15 protein-coding genes are annotated in these 19,298 nt (G+C 53.6%); 1 reads left to right on the plus strand and 14 read right to left on the minus strand.

Features of this window, described 5'->3' with window-relative positions; all coding sequences use genetic code 11:
* Positions 1–8: 8 nt before the first annotated feature.
* The 8 genes from hpsA to uvrC all read right to left on the minus strand — a co-directional run bounded on the left by hpsA (position 9) and on the right by uvrC (position 11,826).
* Positions 9–4,949 (minus strand): hormogonium polysaccharide biosynthesis protein HpsA, encoded by a 4,941-nt coding sequence (hpsA, locus tag H6G13_RS13430; protein WP_190483721.1) that lies wholly within the window; start codon positions 4,947–4,949, stop codon positions 9–11.
* A gap of 586 nt (positions 4,950–5,535) precedes the next feature.
* Positions 5,536–5,772 (minus strand): 50S ribosomal protein L28, encoded by a 237-nt coding sequence (rpmB, locus tag H6G13_RS13435; protein ID WP_190483722.1) that lies wholly within the window; start codon positions 5,770–5,772, stop codon positions 5,536–5,538.
* A 40-nt stretch (positions 5,773–5,812) separates the two neighbouring features.
* The gene (locus tag H6G13_RS13440; protein ID WP_190483723.1) at positions 5,813–7,765 is read right to left on the minus strand and encodes a M48 family metallopeptidase; all 1,953 of its coding nucleotides are present in this window, start codon (positions 7,763–7,765) and stop codon (positions 5,813–5,815) included.
* 15 nt (positions 7,766–7,780) lie between these two features.
* Positions 7,781–8,371 carry a LemA family protein gene (locus tag H6G13_RS13445; protein ID WP_190483724.1) on the minus strand — a complete coding sequence of 197 codons (591 nt, stop codon included), beginning with the start codon at positions 8,369–8,371 and terminating at the stop codon, positions 7,781–7,783.
* A 156-nt stretch (positions 8,372–8,527) separates the two neighbouring features.
* Positions 8,528–9,016, minus strand: coding sequence for an MOSC domain-containing protein (locus H6G13_RS13450; protein WP_190483725.1), 489 nt, complete (start codon positions 9,014–9,016; stop codon positions 8,528–8,530).
* Positions 9,017–9,027: 11 nt separating this feature from the next.
* Positions 9,028–9,300, minus strand: coding sequence for an acylphosphatase (locus tag H6G13_RS13455; protein WP_190483850.1), 273 nt, complete (start codon positions 9,298–9,300; stop codon positions 9,028–9,030).
* Positions 9,301–9,509: 209 nt separating this feature from the next.
* Positions 9,510–9,938, minus strand: a complete 429-nt coding sequence (locus tag H6G13_RS13460) for a hypothetical protein (protein WP_190483726.1) — start codon at positions 9,936–9,938, stop codon at positions 9,510–9,512.
* On the minus strand, positions 9,925–11,826 hold the full coding sequence (gene uvrC, locus H6G13_RS13465; protein WP_347277476.1) for an excinuclease ABC subunit UvrC: 1,902 nt from the start codon (positions 11,824–11,826) through the stop codon (positions 9,925–9,927). The genes H6G13_RS13460 and uvrC overlap by 14 nt, the downstream gene beginning before the upstream one ends.
* Before the next feature lie 428 nt (positions 11,827–12,254).
* Between uvrC and H6G13_RS13470 the strand changes: the two genes are divergently transcribed.
* The gene (locus H6G13_RS13470; protein WP_190483727.1) at positions 12,255–12,455 is read left to right on the plus strand and encodes a hypothetical protein; all 201 of its coding nucleotides are present in this window, start codon (positions 12,255–12,257) and stop codon (positions 12,453–12,455) included.
* Here H6G13_RS13470 and H6G13_RS13475 read toward each other — a convergent pair.
* From H6G13_RS13475 to H6G13_RS13500, 6 genes are all read right to left on the minus strand, one after another.
* Entirely contained in the window at positions 12,450–12,848 is a 399-nt protein-coding gene (locus tag H6G13_RS13475; RefSeq protein ID WP_190483728.1) for a response regulator, read from the minus strand. The two genes, H6G13_RS13470 and H6G13_RS13475, sit on opposite strands and share 6 nt — an antisense overlap.
* Positions 12,848–14,050 carry an LL-diaminopimelate aminotransferase gene (locus tag H6G13_RS13480; protein ID WP_190483729.1) on the minus strand — a complete coding sequence of 401 codons (1,203 nt, stop codon included), beginning with the start codon at positions 14,048–14,050 and terminating at the stop codon, positions 12,848–12,850. Before H6G13_RS13480 ends, H6G13_RS13475 begins: the two co-directional genes overlap by 1 nt.
* Before the next feature lie 290 nt (positions 14,051–14,340).
* Positions 14,341–15,114: a PspA/IM30 family protein gene (locus tag H6G13_RS13485; protein WP_190483730.1), complete on the minus strand. Its 774-nt coding sequence runs from the start codon at positions 15,112–15,114 to the stop codon at positions 14,341–14,343.
* Between the two features lie 292 nt (positions 15,115–15,406).
* Entirely contained in the window at positions 15,407–16,273 is an 867-nt protein-coding gene (locus tag H6G13_RS13490; RefSeq protein ID WP_190483731.1) for a DUF6671 family protein, read from the minus strand.
* Complete coding sequence (locus tag H6G13_RS13495) at positions 16,260–17,096, minus strand: nitrate ABC transporter ATP-binding protein (RefSeq protein WP_190483732.1); 837 nt, start codon at positions 17,094–17,096, stop codon at positions 16,260–16,262. The genes H6G13_RS13490 and H6G13_RS13495 overlap by 14 nt, the downstream gene beginning before the upstream one ends.
* Positions 17,097–17,228: 132 nt before the next feature.
* The gene (locus H6G13_RS13500; RefSeq protein WP_190483733.1) at positions 17,229–19,232 is read right to left on the minus strand and encodes a nitrate ABC transporter ATP-binding protein; all 2,004 of its coding nucleotides are present in this window, start codon (positions 19,230–19,232) and stop codon (positions 17,229–17,231) included.
* Positions 19,233–19,298 lie beyond the last annotated feature (66 nt).

Here is a 19,298-nt window from a genome sequence, read left to right on the forward strand (position 1 = left end):
AGATGCGATTAGGCAGGGCAAGTTTCATTGGGGAAGAGGGGGACGAAGTTACCGCCATCTCGGTATCGGCCACAGCGCAGCAGGTTGTTGTAAGGGTCGTCAACGGGGACTTCGCGGTAGTACTCACTGCGGGGGGTGCCATAGGAGACAAAGCGTCGGGACACCGGAGCAGGCGGTACGTACTGTAGGCCTACGTCATAACCCCATCGACGTCCAGGCGGCTCGTAGTAGCTGATGAATTCGTCGGCTACTGGCCTTTCGCCTCGTTCCCAAGCATCCTGGTCAAAGGGTGCGGTAGAAGCGGTACTGAAGTCGAGCTGGAGAAATGCTCCCGCGATATTAAGTGGATGTTCGCTGTTAGCTCCGCTCTTCCAGCTTTCATTGAAGTGGGGGAAGTTGTGGAACCCGCCATAGGCTTGATTAGGCCGGGCTGGTACTAACCCACTCACGATAGTGGTGTTGACAAAGGTAGTCGTACCTTCAATCAAGTTCCTGATCCGCAGTGGCTTATTACCAAACGAGGTAAATTCGTTAACTCCACCTAAAACGGGAGCGTTTTGAGGGGCTTTCAGCTGGTACGTGCCGTTACGGTCAATCCAGACGGGGGTTAGTAGGTTTAGTCTTTCAACGTCGGGGGCAGTACCCGTAGCAGTACCTTCAGCACTAGCAGTCCACTCATTTTCCTGAATCCAGTTGACCGCGTTAAAGACGTTATTAGTTTCGAAATATGGCCGGTTTTGGTTTTGGTAGGAATATGTGCCCCCACGATCCACAGTTGGGGTGGGCATGACGAAAGTATCGCCAATGTTGCCATCTCTGAACCTCCCAGAGAGTATTCCGACTGCATCAGCCAGGATTTCAACAGGTCGCCAATGATCCACAGTGACGTTGGCGAAATTAGTGGTGTTTAGCTTGCCTTCAGTCCGACTGCCGGCATAGAAGTCGTTGGGGCCCCAGTCTACGTTGAACAGCCTGTCTGTAAACTCCTCTAAAATGTTGCCAACAGTGCCGTTGGAACTGTGGAGGTTGAAGTTGCCAAGAATGTAAACAGAGTTATCGGTGACAAAGGTCATCCCTGTTCTACGAGTTTTACCAGCACTGATATCTGCTCCGTTTCGGAAGCGGAACCCATGGGGGCGGCGCTCTGGATCAGGATAGTAGTCAACTGGTTTGAGGCTAATCTTCCAAGGAGTGAGCGGTGGGTCTTGGAGAATTGGAGTTGTACCTGGAATAACGGTCATTCGACAGTTAGCATCATTTTCTAGATTGAACTGTCTTGGGCTAGTGACAGCAGCGAGATTAGAACATGTTGCAGCTGTCGCTGCCGCTGCCTTGGGCCTAACGATTTCATCTTCTCGCACCGCATCTTCCCTGTAGGCATAGACAATGCCCTCAGCATTTTTGGTCGGGTCGTCGGACAACCAGGTGTCAGCACCGTTTGAGGTTGAGGCAAGCAGACCAATGTTTATGTCGAGGACTCGAACACTCATCTGTTCGCGACCGTCGTATATGCCTTTATCAAGGAAGGGAACAGTGGCACCAGCAGGAGCAGCAGGAGCAGGGCGATTAACGCTGATACGGAAGGCTTGAGGCTGCTGGCCACTGGTTAGCTCGTCTGGAGCTGTCAGTGTTTGTGTAATAGATGTGACAGGCAATGCCCAACCCGTCAGGTCCATTGAGGCAGGTACGGAGGCGATGTGCTGCACACCTCTAAGAACAGAAATGGTGTCAGTCGGATCAGTACCTTTCCTGACTATTTTGTAGCGCTCAACACCAGCGTTTTCAGTTTGAATGTACGGCTGAGTAATGTACTCCTCAGGGTCCTGATCTAATACAGCTTCGCTGCCACCCGGTTGAGCATGGAGACCACCCCCATCATGGTCGTGGTTTACAAGCGGGAACAGGTAATACAAAGAGGGATATCGGACATCAGCTAATCCTGTTTCGCTACAAGCAAGCAAACCAGCCATAACCACGTTATTGTTACCACCGCCTCCACCAGCACCTATTGAGCGGAAGATGTTAGGGTCACACTTCACTGTAAAAACAGACTGATTCCCTCCAGTTCCTTGGGGTGCTATTAGCTGGGTGTACTTTGTCGTGGAATTCCAAGTTACTGGTCGGGTACCGATTGTAAGGTTGAGGGTTTCTTGAGTGACTCCTCTTCTAAATCCTAGTTCGCGGTCTCTAATTAAGGAGTCGAGGTGGGAAACTCTTGTCGCGACCCCAATTAGATCCTGAACCTCAGCTGCAGATAGCTGCTGGCCTGCCGGTCTTGTGCTCGAGATTGAGAGCCAATCATTTAGCCTAAAAGTTGCAAAGTATTGAGCTGCTCCACAAGCTACGGTTCCCGCTCCTGCTCCTCCTGCATCACCTAAGAAAGTAGCAGGAGTGTACGTGCCGCACCGGGCTAGCCAGCCAGCCCGATTGAAGCCAAGCTGTTGGAGGCGAGTTTCTGTTGCTGTGCTTATGTTCCCTCCTGTCATGTAGGTAATAAGGTCATTGACCATATTGCCAACCTTGGTCGTCACGTTTTGCAGGCTTGACGGAGGCGTGTAGTTATTTAGTGTTAAGTAATCTTGAGCCTCTTTATCAATGTTGTAAGCCAGCATGCCTAATGTGCAAGCTGCGGTATGCACCGTGGCTCTATCAGCAGGGCTAAGGGCATTAAAGGCAGTAGCACTATTTAGGCCACCAGCATCAATGATGCGTCGTAGGGGTGAAAAGTCTCCCCACATAGACATCTGGGGGAAAGGGTGAACATAGGTATCTTGAATTGGCTCAAAGGAAGGAGCACCCCCTTTGGGATCACCCGCGAAGTAAGCAAGGTTTCTTAAAGCAATTCCTAAAGGTGCACCAGCTACAACTTGGCTCGCAAACTCACCTGGTGTGTCAAAGTCGGGATGGTATTTAAATTCCCAACCATTGGTCCCTTCACCTTTGAAGAAGTCGGTTTTTACGCCGCCTGAAGCCCAAGGATTGAAGGTACGGCTGTCGATGACAGTTTTTCGGGTGCCAGGGTGTGCTGTCGTTGCAACACAGGCTAGAGGGAATGCTCCATCATTGGTCAGGTAATGGTACACAGCCATGCCTTGGACAGCAGCCAAGTTATCTCTCAGCGACTTCCGTTGAATGACTTCATGGATGCCCCCTGGATAGGTTTTTTGAGCAGCATTATTGCCAGCGGTGGTCGGGCGAGCAGCACCGGACCCTGCGGCTGCGTTGGGTGGGTAGAGAGGGTCGATATTAGCGACCGGCTTACCTACGTTTGGATTAGGCAGTCCACCGGGCAATAATGTAGGACGGGGATCGACATTCCAACCAAAGGTGTTGCCCAGTTCCAGCCGCTGCCCCACAATCATCCGCAGACCCGTGGAAATAGCTTGACGCTCCCAGTAGCCGTCTAACCCTTCTCCATCTGCCAAACCGGGATAAACAGCATTCTCAACTGGGGTTCCTAGGGTAATCCCCCTGTTAGTGTATTCCTCACGCAGGTCAAAGTCCTTATATTCAGGTTTGGGACCCCAACGGTTGTCTGCCCGGAAGAAGTCATCAACGAAGGGCTTTCTCTCGCTTTTGTTGTATATCCGCCCACGGGCTACTGCTTGGGAGTTTTCCCAAGCAGGGTCGCGCTCCCAAGTAGCGGGGTTGATACTTCTGGAAATGCCCTCAGTAAATAGTCTAATAGGGTTAACTGCAATATCTTGTACACTTGTTGCTGCCCCACCTCTGGGCCTAACAGAATCTCGATCAGATGCAGCATTTTCATTGTCAGCTAACTGCAAGCCATCGCCGCCCACTTTTGGAAAAGCAGCATCGTTATAGAAGTGAAACTCAGGGGTGTCCTCGAGCCTTTCAAACGTGTTGGTTTTTGAGGTGCCCCGAACAAATTGCCCGGTAAAGTCTGAACCGTCTTCACCCAAGGTAATTTCAGAGGCAGTTTGACTGTAAATACAGGACTCGTTCGAGCTAATCATGTAGCCCTTGAAGTTGTCCTGCACAAAGAGGTTACTGGCGGCGTGCATCGCCCCGTTCCACTTAAACTCAGGACCGGGAAAAACCTCTAGGTCGTAGCGGAACCAGGCTCCCCACTTACTGCCCCGAGCCGCTTCACGCGACTGCTGAAACTCTAGGGTTTGGGCTGTGCGATTGACATCAGAACCGGCTCCCCGGTTGAGCACAAAGGCGTTTACCTGGAAGTTTTTCTGCAGTGTGTCTGTAGAGCGGTTCACTAGCTGCCAACCTGATTCAGGAGAGCGAGCCGCGCGGCACTTGTTAGTCAGCCTGGAGCTACTAACCGGGCCAGTACGAGTTACCAAAGCCTTGGCCTTATCATCACTGACCGCGTCAGATACCCCAACCTTAGTAGTCTTGCCGGGTGGAGTAGCATCGTCATCCATCAAGATGGAGTAGGCAACGACCTCATTGTCGTCGAGCGCCCCGTCTCCATTGATGTCAGTTCTAAAGAACCAGGCATTGTCGATAGTGCCGTCCCCGTTGATGTCCATCCGGGTTTCGTCGGGCAGCGTGTAAACATCTTCTCCTCTGGCCGTTACACCCAGAGTGGCATTGCCCGTCGGGCTCATCATGGCCGATAGAAAATCACTGGGAGGCAGACTGCCCGGAAAGCGATCATCTCGCTGGAAAAGATACTCAAGCTTTGCCTTGGCCCGGTCAATTGCAGGCGTGGCAGCGTTGGTAATTACCCTTTGCTCACGTTGGGCAATAGCTTGGTCACTGCGACTAAAGGCGCGATAGGTCAGTGCCCCGGCCGATAGGGAAACGACCAACAGCAGCAGCACCGTTGTTGGCAGTACAAAGCCAGTTCTGCCTAGTCGATCAGGACGATTTGAGATCATCAGTACTCTCAAAATCCCGACCATTAAGCGTTTGGCCCAGAAGCGGGGAAGCTTTGTGAGACGACGAAGACGACGATTTAGAGAAGACATGGCAGTGCCCTATAAAACCAAATATCCCAATGAGCAATTCGGGCGGCAGCAAAAAACCTACGCACCTTTGACAACAAGGTTGTTAAGAGACAGCAGAGGACAGCGGCAGTTCTATTTAGAACCTGTAGAGCTGAACTGGATTGACTCAAGCAGACTCCCTGTGAAAAGGGATACCGCTACTGACAGGGAACACCAGAGAAATTGTGCCAATTTTCTTCACGTTTGTGAAGACACGGTAATAGACGTATCTAGGGTAGGCTACCCAGTTTTGCCCTAAAAGCCATCATGTACAAACCAAAAGGCATGACACACAACCCTAGGAATTACCGCTTTTAGACAATCCGTAGACTCACTCAGTACAGTTTACCCTTGATGTAAAAAAGAGTGATGCCGCTAAAGTGATGCAGCTAGCTTAACTTAGGTTTCTAGACTACGGACATGCTAAAAACCCTTAGAACATGCGTCCCATTCAAAATAGGACAAGCTCTAAGGGTTGAAATTATACGGATATTTTCGGAGGGGGGTGCCGCCAAATCGCAACGATTTACAGAAACTTGGCATTCCATGTGCTGGACATGGAAGAAACCTAGTACTTTCTGAGATCGATGCCTGCCTCGCGGGCCATGACTTCCAGGCCCTTCTTTTGAAGCGTTTTGATAGCTTTTGTAGAAATACGCAGCTTTACCCAACGTTTACCTTGAGGCCACCAAATTCGCTTTTCTTGCAGGTTAGCGTGTTGCAAACGCTTGGTACGGCGGTGAGAGTGAGAAATGGCAAAGGCATTATTTGCCTCCTTGCCAGTCAGGTCACATTTACGGCCCATGATAATCTCCAGCAGTTAGTCTACGCAATTGACACAATCGTCAATTATACCGGATTGCCTCTAAAAAAGGCGGGATGGGGCAATCAAGCGTGATCACAATTGCCCGTAGCAGCTCTGCTTCGCGGGGAGTGACATCGTTATCTACCAGCACCGTATGAGCACAAGCATCTACCACGGCCTGCTTGAGCTTAGGCACCGCCTGACCAACTCGGCTCAAGCTTTGGCCCAAGTCGTACAGCTTTACTGGGGGCAGATCATTGGGCAGCACTCGCTTTTTAGCCCCTGGCAGTCGGTATAGCCCCGACTTAAAGGCATAGGTGGCATCTTGAGCATTCTTGTGACCCAGCCGCGCCAGCACCGAAAGAATCGCTAAACAGTCTGACCAAATCAGGTCAATCGAGGCAATTTCTTGGGGCTGTTCTACAGCAGTTTGAAAGTGGGGCCGTAGCCGCTTTTGCAGAATCAGCTGCAGCACGTATTCTGAGATCGAGAGCTGCTTATCTGCTCGCATTAGTGCCTTGATTTTGTTAAAAAAGGCACTGCACTGCTGAGCTGTTAGCGTGCGGAGGGCTGGCACTGCGAGGTCAACTAACGAGAGGTGCTGCCGCGTATCCACCGCTTTTAGCAAATCAGCCAGCTGCACCACCGTCTTAACGACTGCCAGGTCAGACTCTTTTAAGATCGCAATCTGAAGCGAGCGAATTGGAGCTTTGGTGTCGAGTAGGAGGGCGTAGATAAGTGCGATCGCACCTTCGGGCTGTCGCAGTGCCGCAACGATTTCTGCTGGCAACTCCTTGAGAAACGTATGAGCCGAGGCCAGATTTTGTGGGCTGAGGGTGCCTACTGCCGCTATAAAAGCTTCAGGCGACTGGGCTACGGCAGGAGCCGTTGACGGGCCAGCACCCCCCTGAAGCGCCATGACCCCGGTATCGGGAGCGGCAATCTCGGCCAGAAATTGGGGCATTGGCGTGGGGCCTGAGCCTGAGGCGACTGCAGTTACCCCAGTTCCGCCTAAGCGACGAATCCGATCTTTGAGCGGTGGATGGGTGGCAAACAAGTCGCCCATAAAGGACAGGCCCGACAAGGCTTCGCCAAAAAATAAATGGCTGGCCTCTTCGGCGCGGGGGGCGGCAATCTCAGAGCCTTTGGTGTAGCCACCAATTTTGCGCAGAGCATCGGCAATGCCGTGGGGATTGCGCGTAAACTGCACTGCCGAAGCATCGGCCAGAAACTCTCGCTGCCGCGAGACAGCACTTTTGATCAAACGGCCAAAGACCAGACCAATGCCGCCAATGCCAATCATGGCTAGCCCTGCGAGCAGGGCAACGTTGAGGCTTTCCTTGTCTCGCTTGCCGCTACTGCCGATGCGAACCTCGGCCCCGACCCGCAAAACTAACCGACCCAGAATATAAATCATCAGTAGGCCCTGCAGCACCCCGATCAGCCGCAGGTTAAGGCGCATATCGCCGTTGAGAATGTGGCTAAACTCATGGCCGATCACGCCCTGCAGCTCGTCACGGTTGAGCTGGTCGAGACAGCCCCGCGTTACCCCAATTACGGCATCATCGGGCGAGTGGCCTGCCGCAAAGGCATTAATGCCGGGTTCGTGGTCCAGCAGATACACGGCAGGGAGCGGCGTGCCTGCGGCTAGCGACATTTCAGCCACGACGTTGAGCAGCTGCAGCTCAGCTGGGTCATCGGTTTGGGGGCTGAGCTGCCGTCCGCCCAGGCTGCTGGCTACGACGCTGCCGCCGCCCTTGAGCTGGGCCATTTTAGTCAGGCTGCCAAAGCCGATGATGGCTAGGGTAGCGATCGCAACCAGCACTAGCAAGTCGGGCTGCCACCAGCCCATCTGCTGACCTAATCCCTGACTCAGGATCAGCAGCGCCACGGTGTAGAAAGCCAGGATCATGGTTGCGATCGCAACGGCAAACAACAGCACCAGACGGTTCGTGTTGCGGCGCGCCTCGTCTTGATGTTCAAAGAAGTTCATAGACGTAGCTAGGGCCTAGCTAAAGGAAACGCGAGGAACGGCCTTGACCTCCGGCGGGCTTTCTTCCAGTAGCTGGGCTGAGCGGAAGTTAAAGCTGCTGGCAACGAGGTTGCTGGGAAAGACCTCACGCTTGGTGTTGTAAAGCGTCACCGAGTCGTTGAAGGCTTGACGGGCAAAGGCAATCCGGTTTTCGGTGGAGCGCAGTTCCTCCATGAGTTGGGCCATGTTTTCATTGGCCTTGAGGTCAGGATAGGCCTCTGAGAGAGCAAACAGGCGGCCCAAAGAGCCGGTAAGTGCGGCTTCTGCGCTGGATAACTGCTGCATTGCCTGAGGATCGCTGGGGTCTTGAGCAGCTTGGCGGTTGGCACTAATGGCGCTGTTGCGGGCGGCGATCACCGCTTCTAGGGTGTCGCGCTCGTGCTTCATATAGCCCTTGACCGACTCCACCAGGTTGGGAATCAGGTCGTAGCGTCGTCGCAGCTGCACATCAATTTGGGAAAAGGCGTTTTGGTAACGGTTGCGGAGGGTCACCAGGCGATTGTAAGCATCCATCACAATGAAGCCCACAAGCAGGACGACCGCAACTAGGAATATAAAAATACCCATAGGTGTTTTTCTGGGGGTGTTACGGCAGGGTTCAAGCCAGGACTACACCCTTCCGAGAACAGGTTACGGAAAGATGAGGTCGCCCCTAGCGTTCCCAAATCGGCCCCACTGATGTAGAAAGCGGGCCAACTTCACTGCTTATTTACCTGCTCACCTTCACATTTCTAGAGATGCGGTGGCTTTTGCGGCTAGCTCTACCGGATCGTCGGTTGCGATCGCGCCCTCTACCAAAACGCGAGCATAGACGCGGCTGCTGCCGGGGTAGTGAGTCTGGCTGATACGGCTGAATCGACGATCAGCAAACCAGCGCATATTTTTACGGCAGGGCTGAGCGTAGTCGGTAACTTCCAGCAGTACTGTTTCGCCCAGACGAATCTGGGTGCCTGGTTTAACTTCAGACCAATTTAGCCCGGTAACGGTGACATTTTCTCCGGCGTTGCCAGGTGCGATCGCATGACCCTCTTGCCGCAAGCTTTCGATCACCTCCAGCGACCACAGGCAAACTGCTCGGTCGGGGCCACCATGAAACTTGAGATTAGCTTGGCGATCTCCAGATAGCCCAGCCACCGAAACCTGCGCAGCGACAACGGGAAGCTTGGGCACGCCTCCCTGGGAAACACTGATCTGCACAATTTTTCCAGGCATAGGCTTGGCCCTCAGCGTTCGATAGAGAAGTTTTGAAAACTGCTGGAGGCCGCCTGTTCAACCACAACTACACGGGTGACGCGAGCCGCCGCTGGCCCCTGATGCGCCCAAGCCAGGAGAGCCTGGATCTGCGAGTCTGTCCCTTCAGCGACAATTTCGACGGTACTGTCGGGCAAATTGCGGACGTAGCCCGTCACGCCCAACCGGAGCGCTTCTTGCTGGGTGTAGTAGCGAAAGCCGACACCTTGAACGGTGCCGTGAACAGTAGCTTGGATGCGCTTCATCATGGGGGACAGGGGGAGAGGGGAGGCGCAGGGAGAGGGATGGAGAAGGTGAGGGGGATGGAGAAGATGAGGGGGATGGAGAAGATGAGGGGGATGGAGAAGATAGTTCTTGTATCTTAGGTTTCTGAACATCTCCAGAGTATCAGCCTTCCCCTGCACAAGACACTAGGCATTTGCCTCTCGTTGTCGCCCCTGTTCCTCTACCCCCCCTACCCCTCCCAATTGGGGGGCTGGGAGAGCTGCTGCTCAATTTTTGCTAGGCAAGCAGTTACAGCTGCTGCTTCGTCAGGATCAATGCTGCCTAGCCGGGTCAACCGCCAGTGAACTGACCGGCGCAGATCTTCTATTTCCTGGTGCAAAATGGCGATCTGGGCGCTGTCTGGAGCGTGTATTTCTGCTTCTGCCAGTTCGGCTTCGAGATTGGCCAGTTCACGTTTTAGGTGGGCTTGGGCGGCTTCGGTTTGCACCTCCACCCCTCCAGTTTTTACCACGCAGTAAATCTCCATCAGCCGCCGCAGGCGATCCGGAAAAGCAGACGAAATGCCGGCAGCTGAGGTGGATGTGGCTTCTCCGGGGTTTAGGTGAGCCAGTAGGTGATCAATTTCTGCCACCGTCAGCTTGGGTTCAGGCGGGTTCATCGGCTGTTTCTGTGGCGGGATGGAAATAGTCGTAGATCTGCTGCGCTAAGTGGGGGCCAATGCCAGGAACGGTCGCTAGCTGCTGGGGTGAAGCTTCTCGGATATAGTCGATGGAGCGGAAGGCTGCTAGCAGCTCCTTTTGGCGGTGCTGGCCCAAGCCCGGAATTTCTGAGAGCCGGGACCGGCGCATGCGATCGGTGCGTTTTTGGCGGTGGAAACTGACGGCAAAGCGGTGGGCTTCGTCGCGCAGGCGACGTAGCAGCTGCACTCCCGGCTGCTCGGCTTCGGTTTCTATAGGCTTAGACTCACCAGGGAGAAAGATCTCTTCACGCTTTTTGGCTAGGCTAACGACTTTAAGTTCTTGCAGCAGGTTGAGTTCTCGCAGCACCTCAACTACCGCAGAGAGCTGCCCCTTACCGCCATCAATCATCACCAAATCAGGCCAATCAGGATCGCCATGCCGCCGCTTTTCTGGGTGGGCGGCATAGCGGCGGAAGCGGCGGCGAATGACTTCGGCCATGCTGGCAAAGTCATCGGAGTGCCCAGCTCGGACCTCGGGATTTTTAATCTTGTAGTGACGATAGTGCTGCTTGGCAGGCAGTCCGTCGACGAAGACCACCTGGGAGGCTACGGCATCAGACCCCTGAATGTGGGAGATGTCATAGCCCTCAATGCGGCGGGGCAGGTCGGGCAGGTCGAGCATGTCTGCCAGATCGAGCACGGCCTGGGCATTGCGGTCAGCAAACTGTTGGGTGCGGGCCAGTTCGTATTGGGCGTTGCGCTCGACCATTTCCACGAGGTTGGCCTTGGTCTGGCGCTGAGGCACTTCAACGGTAACTTTGCGACCCCGACGGCTGCTTAAATATTCAGCCAAGATGTCGCCCTCAGGCAGCTCGTGCTGGGCCAAGATGACTGCCGGAATTTCTACCGGATCTACGCTCTGGTAATGGTTCTCCAAAACCCGCTGGAGAATTTCGCCGAGGGTACCCGACTGGGCATCGGCAACAAAGCCTAGCCGCCCTACCAGCCGTCCGGCCCGCACCTGAAAGATCTGGATGCAGGCGTGCTGTTCGTCGGTTGCGAGTGCGATCGCATCGCGCGACACGGTATCGTCGGGCAGGGCAACTTTTTGGTCGGCGCACAGCCGCTCTAATCCCTTAATCTGATCGCGCAGGCGGGCAGCCTGCTCAAACTTAAGGTCTTCTGCTGCTTTTTCCATTTGCTGGGTGAGCACATCCACCAGCTCTGTCGTTCGCCCCTGAAAGACCATCGCCACGCGCTGCACGATCTTGTGGTAGTCCTCGGGGGAAATCAGCTCCTGGCAGACGCCAGGGCAGCGCCCGATGTCGTAGTTAAGGCAGGCGCGGTCTTTAAACAGGGGCTGGGGCCGCTGCCGCAGCGGAAAAATTCGCTTGACTAGATTCAGCGTGCTCCGCAGCAGCCCGACGTCTACATAGGGGCCGTAGTAGCGGTCTTTAAGGCTTTTGCGCCGCTTGCGGGTGATGTAGATGCGGGGGTAGTCTTCAGACCACGTGATGCAGAGGTAGGGATATTTTTTGTCATCTTTCAGCAGCACGTTGAAGTGGGGCTGGTGCTGCTTGATCAGGTTGGCCTCTAGGGCCAGCGCCTCGGCCTCAGTGTCGGTAACGATGAACTCGATTTCTGCAATGTGCATCACCATAATGGCGGTGCGGGGCGCGTGTCCGTGGGTGTCGCGGAAGTAGGAGCGAACACGCGATCGCAGACATTTGGACTTGCCAATATACAAAATCTGGTCGCGGGCATCGCGCATGAAGTAAACCCCTGGCTCCTTGGGGATCTCCTTCAGTCGTGCCTCAAGCTTCTCGGGGTTATGAATTAGGGTTAGAGCCGGGGCGATCGAGTCCACAAACGATATAGCAATTACATCTCTGCGACCTCTAGGATAACGAGAAACGGAGCTAGCAGCGGATTGGCTTGCCGATCTGTAACCATAGGAAAACCGAACCGAGCTGTGGCTTAGGCGCGGTCGTCATGAGGTATCTCATAACACTTGGGAATGCTATGTAGCTTAGCAAGAAGATTAGCGAGAGAATTTTTTGCGCAGAATTTTATTCTTAAGTCCTCCGCTTTATGGCTGAATTTTAGTTGTATTTCCGTCCGTATATTTACTTTTAATTTAAGTGCTATTGATAACTGATTTCGAAGCTTAAAAAAACTAGCCTTTTATGCAAAGATTACCTGAGTAAAGCATTTTTTAGCGGAATAGGAAAGAGAACTAAAGTATCTTTTTTTACAGACAGTTCCTTGTCGTCATTGTTGATTACCTAAAGTCCTATGGAAAGAAGAGAGTTTGAGGACCGATATCGAGAGCAGGTCAGAGTGATTCTGAACCAGCTGCAATCGGCCATGATGGTGTCGTCACGACTAGAAGTTTCTTTGGCGGATATCGGCCATTCTGTTCAGGCGTTAACCCGTGACGTAGAAAAGTTTTTGTCAGAAGAGGAACCCGGAGACCCGCCCGGTTCAACCTTATAAGGCGCAGTATCTAGCGACCGACTGAACCAGTTCCTGCAGCCGGATAGGTTTGACCAGGTACGCCTGAATGCCTAAAGCTTCTGCTTTTTCGCGGTCGGCATCAAAGGCGTACCCTGACACTACGATGATGGGCAAGTGCTGCCAGTCGCCATCGGAGCGGATTTGTTGAATGAGTGTAGATCCGTCAATTTCTGGCAGGCATAGGTCTAGCACCAAGACATGAGGCCGAAATTCCTTGAGGTGTAGAAACAGATTTAAGCCCTCTGACAAAGCCAGAACCTGATACCCGCAGTAGCGTAAGTATTCTGAGAAAAACATCCGGTTGGCGTAGTCGTCTTCTACTAGCAGGATGCGGTTTTGTGAAGGTATTAAGGATGGAGGTAGGGGTTCCATCAAGACTGGGTTCCGGAGAAAGGCATATTATTCCTCAAATTTAAGAACTGAGCAACTTTTTCAATTGCGGCTGTCAGTATCTCTGGGGGATATACCAGGGCAATGCGAACGTAGCCTTCTCCAGCTTTACCAAAGCCTCGACCGGGAGCCATTGCTACCCCTGTTGCCTGCACTAGACGGGTGCAGAAATCGATTGAGTCTTGAGCCCAAGGTTCTGGGAGTTTGGCCCAAAGATACATCGTGGCCTCAGGGACGCTCACGTTCCAACCGATCTGCTGCATGGCTTGAACACAGGCATCGCGGCGCTGGCGGAAGGTGTTGACGGTCTGCTGCACGCAGTCTTGAGGGCCGTTGAGGGCTGCGATCGCACCCCGCTGAATGCCTCGATACTGGTTGAAGTCTACGTTGGCCTTGACCTGGCGTAGCGCCCTAATGATAGTTGGGTTGCCGATAGCGTAACCAATGCGAAAGCCCCCCATGTTGTAGGACTTGGACATAGAGAAGAATTCGATTGAAACAGTTTTATCTGGGTCGGCCTGGAGCACAGAGGTGGCGGGCTTGCCGGTAAAGGTGACATCGGCATAGGGAAAGTCGTGGGCCAACACCAGGTTGTGCTGTTGGCAAAAGGCTACGGCTTCTTGCCAAAAACTGAGAGGCGCTGAGGCGGTGGTGGGATTGTGCGGGTAGCTCAAGACCATGAGGCGAGACTGCTCTAGCACCGCTAGGGGGATCTCGTCAAAGCGGGGCAAAAAGCCGTCCTCGGCTCGCAGCGGCATCGGGTAAATCTGGCCGCTAGCTAGGTATACCCCACCAGCATGGGATGGATAGCCGGGGTCCATCAGGAGGGCAAAGTCGCCTGGGTTGAGCAGGGCCAAGGGCAGGTGGGCCGTGCCTTCCTGAGAGCCGACCAGCAGCAGCACTTCCGTTTCAGGATCGACAGCTCCCCCGAACTTGCGGGTATACCAATCAGCGGCAGCCTGCCGAAATGCCTGGGTGCCGGAAAAGAGACAGTAGCCGTGGCTCTGAGGGTCGGGCAGAGCAGTTGCGATCGCATCTAGTACGTGCTGAGGGGTTGGCAGATCGGAGGATCCCAGAGAGAGGTCAATGACCTGCTGGCCATTTGCGATCGCTTGAGCCTTAGCCCGATCCATATCGGCAAAAACATTCGCCTGAAGCGGCTCCATCCGTTTAGCAATCTGCATAACCTAACCTCTCGGGGGTATCTCCTCTCTTATAGCAAGTGCAGCGATCTCTAAGCGCATTTTTTGAGGAGACATTCTGCACGCTCACCTACCCATTGCCCAGCAAAATATCCTCAGTTTGGACCTGTGCGCAGCGCCATGTGCCCTGGGTGCAAACCCATAGCCCCTCGGGTATGGCTTCGCTAGTGCACCCCACCAGGAATTGCATATTCCTACGAAAAATCCCCAGGTCTACAGACCTGGGGATGCTTGAAATTTATTAAATAGAGACTTTGAAAAACTTAATCGCCCTACAGCTGATCTAGCTGAGACTTTAGTTCTTCAAGTTCTTTGTCTACGGCTACGTCTTGGGGTGCTGTTGCGGCAGGTTCTTCACTAGCAGGCAGCGAGGCCTGACCCACAGAACCACCCGAAAGCTGGGCCTTCATGGCTTCTAGCTCAAGATCGACATCGCCCCCAGCCTCTAGCGCGGCAAACTGGCTTTCTAGATCAGCGCCAGCCAGTTCTGCTGCTGCCTGCGACTGAGCCTCAATCTGCAGAACCTTTTCCTCCATGCGCTCAAAAGCCCCAATGGCACTTGTGGTGCTCATGCGGCCCATTGTGTTTTGTAGCTGCTCATTGGCCTTGGCCGCACTGGCCCGAGCCTTGAGCATGTCTTTCTTGGTTTTGGCCTCAGAGATCTTGCTCTCTAAAGCGATCAGGTTGCGCTTAAGCTGATCGACCGTACCTGCCTGCTGGTCTAGCTGGCCTTTTAACGCCGCCGCTGTCTCAGACTGGGTCTTCCGCCGCACCAGCGCTTCACGAGCCAGCGCTTCATCGCCCTTTTGCAGCGCTAGCTGAGCCCGCTGCTGCCAGTTGCCCGACTCTGTATGCGCTCGCTCATACTGCTGCTGTACCCGCTTTTGGCTGGCAATGGCGCTGGCAACCGCCTGGCGCATTTGCACCAGATCTTCCTGCATGTCAATAATGGCCTGCTCCAAAATCTTTTCTGGATCTTCGGCTGAACTTACTGCTGCGTTCAGGTTGGCCCGAACCACTCGACTAACTCGATCAAATAACCCCATGACCGTTTCCTTACAATCGTGGTCTCATACAACTAGGGTACTCACTGAGGTTGCGGTCTGTAACCCAAGACCTCAGACGGCAAGAGCAAGCCCCGCCTGCCCTAGTCTTAACATACCTAGTCGTGTCCCCTGGTACGCTTAGCACTAATTTCAGCAAGACTATCGGGTTCTATAGGGAAACGCACCCTGCCAATGGGGAGAGTTGCAGATCAACAGCGGCAAGTCGCCAATCAGTGCCTCCTAAGCTCGGTTGGCGGTCAAGCCGGGAAAATTCCCTGATCGGCAGAAATTTTTAGGGATTGCAGTAATTACATTGGGCGGGGTCTGCTTTCTCTTGCTGATTGGGGAATAAAACCTTTTGCTGGAAACTGCACTTTTGACAGGCATAGCGAGTGGCCAGTATCAAATGGGTAGGAGATCCACACCAAGCGCAGGGCAATCCAGCCTGCTGCTCAACTATGTCCAATCCTGGGCAACCGCACTGGGGGCAACACTGGCGGATCTTCTGAACCAGGTTTTCGGTGGCTTGAGCAATGATCTTCATGCGAGTCGGATTATGCATTGCTCGCATGTCTGTTTCTAGATGAGCCTGACCAAATCGGCTTAGCATCTCAGTCACTGCTTCGGTCAAGGCTTCTGCTGTAGTGATGTCTTTGATGATGTCGGCTGGCGCTGCTGATGGCGCTGCCATCACCACCAATCCGTGGGTTGGAAAATCTACTTTTTGGGCAAAGGTGTGAGCTTCTTCTAACTGGGTTACCTGAATATGGCTGAAATTTGTCTCCGTCGAAAGGGCTGTGCCCACAATCTCTAGATCATTAACCAGATCGATCAAGACGACAATTTCCCGGCTGTAGGGCAGAAAGGGAATAGCAGGATGCATGCCAAAGCTGCCCTCACTCGCCAGCGCCAAATCGCTGCCGGTAAGCTGCAATGCGGCTTCGGCTTTGAGCCGGGCCGCACTGAGCTGATCGCCCGAACGTTTAACATCGCGGGTAAAGGTGCCAAACTGATCGGTGTCTAAAGCGGGAACAACAACCTGTATCCCCAATTCCTGCTGCAGTAACGGGGTAATGACCTGCTCTTTGCGGTGCATGGTGGCCAATACCGCCGTTCTGCCGTGGAATAGAGAATCACGCTGCTGTTCAATCGTCGTCATGGGCAAAGCGGTTATAGAGATAGTCCAGAATGTAGTTTCGCAGCTTATAGAATTCAGGATCTTCCATAATGCGATCGCGATCGCGCGGGCGAGGAAAGGGAATATCGATTACCTCACCGATGGTAGCAGCCGGACCGTTGGTCATCAGCACCAGGCGATCGGCCAGAAAAAGGGCCTCATCAATGTCGTGCGTAATCATTAGAACTGTGCAGCGATGATCGTTCCAGATCTTGAGCAGTTCAACCTGCAGTTCCTCTTTAGTAATCGCATCCAGCGCACCAAAGGGCTCATCTAGAATCAAGACCTCTGGCCGAACGGCTAGGGCACGGGCAATGGAAACTCGCTGCCGCATGCCGCCTGAGAGTTGTCCGGGCTGTTTGTGGGCAGCGTCTGCTAGCCCCACCATCGTTAGGTGCTCGCGGACAATCTGCTTTTTCTCTGCTTCAGACTTGCGGGGATGCACAGAATCTACCGCCAGATAAATATTCTCGTAAGCGGTGAGCCAGGGCAGTAGAGCATAGCCTTGAAACACCACCATGCGATCGGGGCCGGGTTCTTTGATGCGTTTACCGTGTAGCGTAACGAGCCCATCACTTGGCTGGGAAAACCCTGCCACCATGTTGAGCAGCGTTGTTTTACCGCAGCCAGAATGACCAATCACGCAAATAAATTCACCTGCTTGGACCTGGAGGTTGACATCTTTTAGAACGACGTAGTCCCCTTTGGGAGTTGGGTAGACCTTAGAAACCTTCTGAATGTCAAGAAGGGCTTCTTGATGCGAGAGTGAAACTTGCCGTCTGGATTGGGTAGTTAGCGTTTTCATAGTAAGCAAGAGGAGGAGTATTTGGCAGTGTCGTGGACTTGAGGTGATTGGCTGTTGTGCAAAGCAGCTTTTACAAATGGGCTGGACCTATTTAGAGCCAACCTCGGCAGCAGAGAGATGCGGTTATCTCTGCTACGCAGATTTAGGCAAGGGATTTGCTAAGGCCACATCTGCCATGTAGATGTCGTGCTTAACATCCAGGCTGTTTAGGTAAGCGATCGGATCATCTGCATTGAAGGTTGTGCCGTCAAACAATCGAATAGGTCCTCGGCTGTAGGTGATATCTGATAGGCCTAGTTCCCGAGCCGCTGTACTAAACACGCTGACTCGACAAACCCGTTCCAAAATCTCAACCCAGTTGCGGGGAAAGGGAACGTCGCCCCAGCGGGCCATTTGCGTCATCATCCACAGGTGTTCTGTGCGGCTGGGCCGGTTCATGCCTTGGCCGTAAAACTGGTGGTGGGCATACTCACGAGGGGAAGGATGAATGCTGCATACCTGAGGGTTGGGGTCACCTAAGTAGATATATTGCAAATCAGTTCCCAGGTACTCGCGGCGAGATAAAATCTCGCGAATTTCCTCGTGGTTGGCCTCATCCATGCAGTAGCGGCAGGCTTCTAGCAAGGCTTTGACCAGCGCAATGTGGGTGTTGGGATAGGCGAGCGCCCAATCTTCCCGCACACCCAACACTTTGCCCGGATGCCCGTTCCACACTTCTAAGTCGGTGGCAATTGTGTATCCGATCCCTTCGACGGCGGCTCGTACATTCCAGGGCTCGCCGACGCAGAAACCATCGATATTTCCGGCCTGCAGGTTGGCAATCATTTGGGCGGGTGGAATCGTGTCGAGCTGAACATCTTGATCAGGATCGATGCCGCCTGCTGCTAGCCAGTACCGGAGGAGAAGATTGTGCATCGATGCCGGGTGAACCATGCCAAATGTATGGCGGGTATTTGGCGTTTGTAGCAACAGGTGTTTTAGGTCTTTCAGGGTGAAAATGCCCTGATCATAGAAGCGTTTGTCTAGCGTGATGGCGTTGCCGTTACGGGTTAGCGTTAGGGCACTGACTACGGGAAGAGAGCGACCATCCACTCCGCCTAGGGTTAACCAGACGGGCATGCCTGCAGGCATTTGAGCTGCATCTAAGTAGCCGCCTGCAAGACCATCCTGAATACCGCGCCAGCTGGTCTCGCGCACCAGGCTAACCTCATCGAGACCGTGATGAGCAAAGAAGCCTTTCTCTTTAGCGATTGCTAACGGGGCGCAGGCCGTCAGCGGCACAAAGCCTAGCTCCAGGTTGACTTTCTCTAAGCCATGACGGGCAACGGCTCCTTTTTTGCGCGCTCGCAACTGCTTGATTCGCTTTTGCTGGTTGAGAAAGTAGATAATCTCGCTCCGCATGGAGTAATAGCTGGGATGGTTTACCACCTCTAGCCGCTTGCGGGGGCGGGGAATATCGACTTCCATGATCTGGCCGATCTTAGATTCGGGGCCATTGGTGAGCATGACAACGCGATCGCTCAGCAGCAGCGCCTCATCGACATCGTGTGTCACCATCACGGCGGTCACGTTGCTCTCTTCGCAGATTTTCATCAGCTGTTCCTGCAGGTTGCCGCGCGTGAGTGCATCGAGTGCACCAAAGGGCTCATCCAGCAGCAACAGCTTGGGGCGAATAGCTAGGGCACGTGCGATCGCAACCCGCTGTTTCATCCCTCCAGACAGTTGGCTAGGGGGCTTGTCGGCAGCATGGCGCAGTCCTACTAAGTCAATCTGCCGTTCAACGATGGCGCGTCGTTCTGGAGGCGGCATGTGAGAGAGCACCTCATCTACAGCCAGGGCGATATTTTCTCGTACCGTCAACCAGGGCAATAAAGAGTAGTTTTGAAATACCACCATCTTGTCAGGCCCAGGTCGGCGAACCGTTTCACCATCGAGGATGACCAGGCCCTCCGTAGGCAAATCCAGACCAGCAATCATATTTAGCAGGGTCGACTTACCGCAACCAGAGTGACCAATTAGCGAGATAAACTCACCTCTTTGGATGTCTAGATCAATGCCCTTCAACGCGACGTAAGAATCGCCATTGGCTAGGGGAAACGTCTTCTCAATGTTTTCAACAGCAACAAAGGTCTTCATAGCGGCAGAGAAATAGAGAGTGGATAGTTGGAACCGAAAGGTGAAACAGCTCAGCGCACGGTATGC

Source organism: Pseudanabaena sp. FACHB-2040, assembly GCF_014696715.1.
In the GTDB taxonomy this organism is placed as follows: domain Bacteria; phylum Cyanobacteriota; class Cyanobacteriia; order Phormidesmidales; family Phormidesmidaceae; genus JACVSF01.

Excerpts from the sequence above, each read along its gene's own strand:
- H6G13_RS13500 (WP_190483733.1), bottom strand. The coding sequence starts at position 19,232 with ATGAAGACCTTTGTTGCTGTTGAAAACATTGAGAAGACGTTTCCCCTA.
- H6G13_RS13445 (WP_190483724.1), bottom strand. The coding sequence starts at position 8,371 with ATGGGTATTTTTATATTCCTAGTTGCGGTCGTCCTGCTTGTGGGCTTC.
- H6G13_RS13475 (WP_190483728.1), bottom strand. The coding sequence starts at position 12,848 with ATGGAACCCCTACCTCCATCCTTAATACCTTCACAAAACCGCATCCTG.
- hpsA (WP_190483721.1), bottom strand. The coding sequence starts at position 4,949 with ATGTCTTCTCTAAATCGTCGTCTTCGTCGTCTCACAAAGCTTCCCCGC.
- H6G13_RS13490 (WP_190483731.1), bottom strand. The coding sequence starts at position 16,273 with ATGACGACGATTGAACAGCAGCGTGATTCTCTATTCCACGGCAGAACG.
- H6G13_RS13480 (WP_190483729.1), bottom strand. The coding sequence starts at position 14,050 with ATGCAGATTGCTAAACGGATGGAGCCGCTTCAGGCGAATGTTTTTGCC.
- rpmB (WP_190483722.1), bottom strand. The coding sequence starts at position 5,772 with ATGGGCCGTAAATGTGACCTGACTGGCAAGGAGGCAAATAATGCCTTT.
- H6G13_RS13485 (WP_190483730.1), bottom strand. The coding sequence starts at position 15,114 with ATGGGGTTATTTGATCGAGTTAGTCGAGTGGTTCGGGCCAACCTGAAC.
- H6G13_RS13455 (WP_190483850.1), bottom strand. The coding sequence starts at position 9,300 with ATGAAGCGCATCCAAGCTACTGTTCACGGCACCGTTCAAGGTGTCGGC.
- H6G13_RS13440 (WP_190483723.1), bottom strand. The coding sequence starts at position 7,765 with ATGAACTTCTTTGAACATCAAGACGAGGCGCGCCGCAACACGAACCGT.
- H6G13_RS13450 (WP_190483725.1), bottom strand. The coding sequence starts at position 9,016 with ATGCCTGGAAAAATTGTGCAGATCAGTGTTTCCCAGGGAGGCGTGCCC.
- H6G13_RS13470 (WP_190483727.1), top strand. The coding sequence starts at position 12,255 with ATGGAAAGAAGAGAGTTTGAGGACCGATATCGAGAGCAGGTCAGAGTG.
- H6G13_RS13460 (WP_190483726.1), bottom strand. The coding sequence starts at position 9,938 with ATGAACCCGCCTGAACCCAAGCTGACGGTGGCAGAAATTGATCACCTA.
- H6G13_RS13495 (WP_190483732.1), bottom strand. The coding sequence starts at position 17,096 with ATGAAAACGCTAACTACCCAATCCAGACGGCAAGTTTCACTCTCGCAT.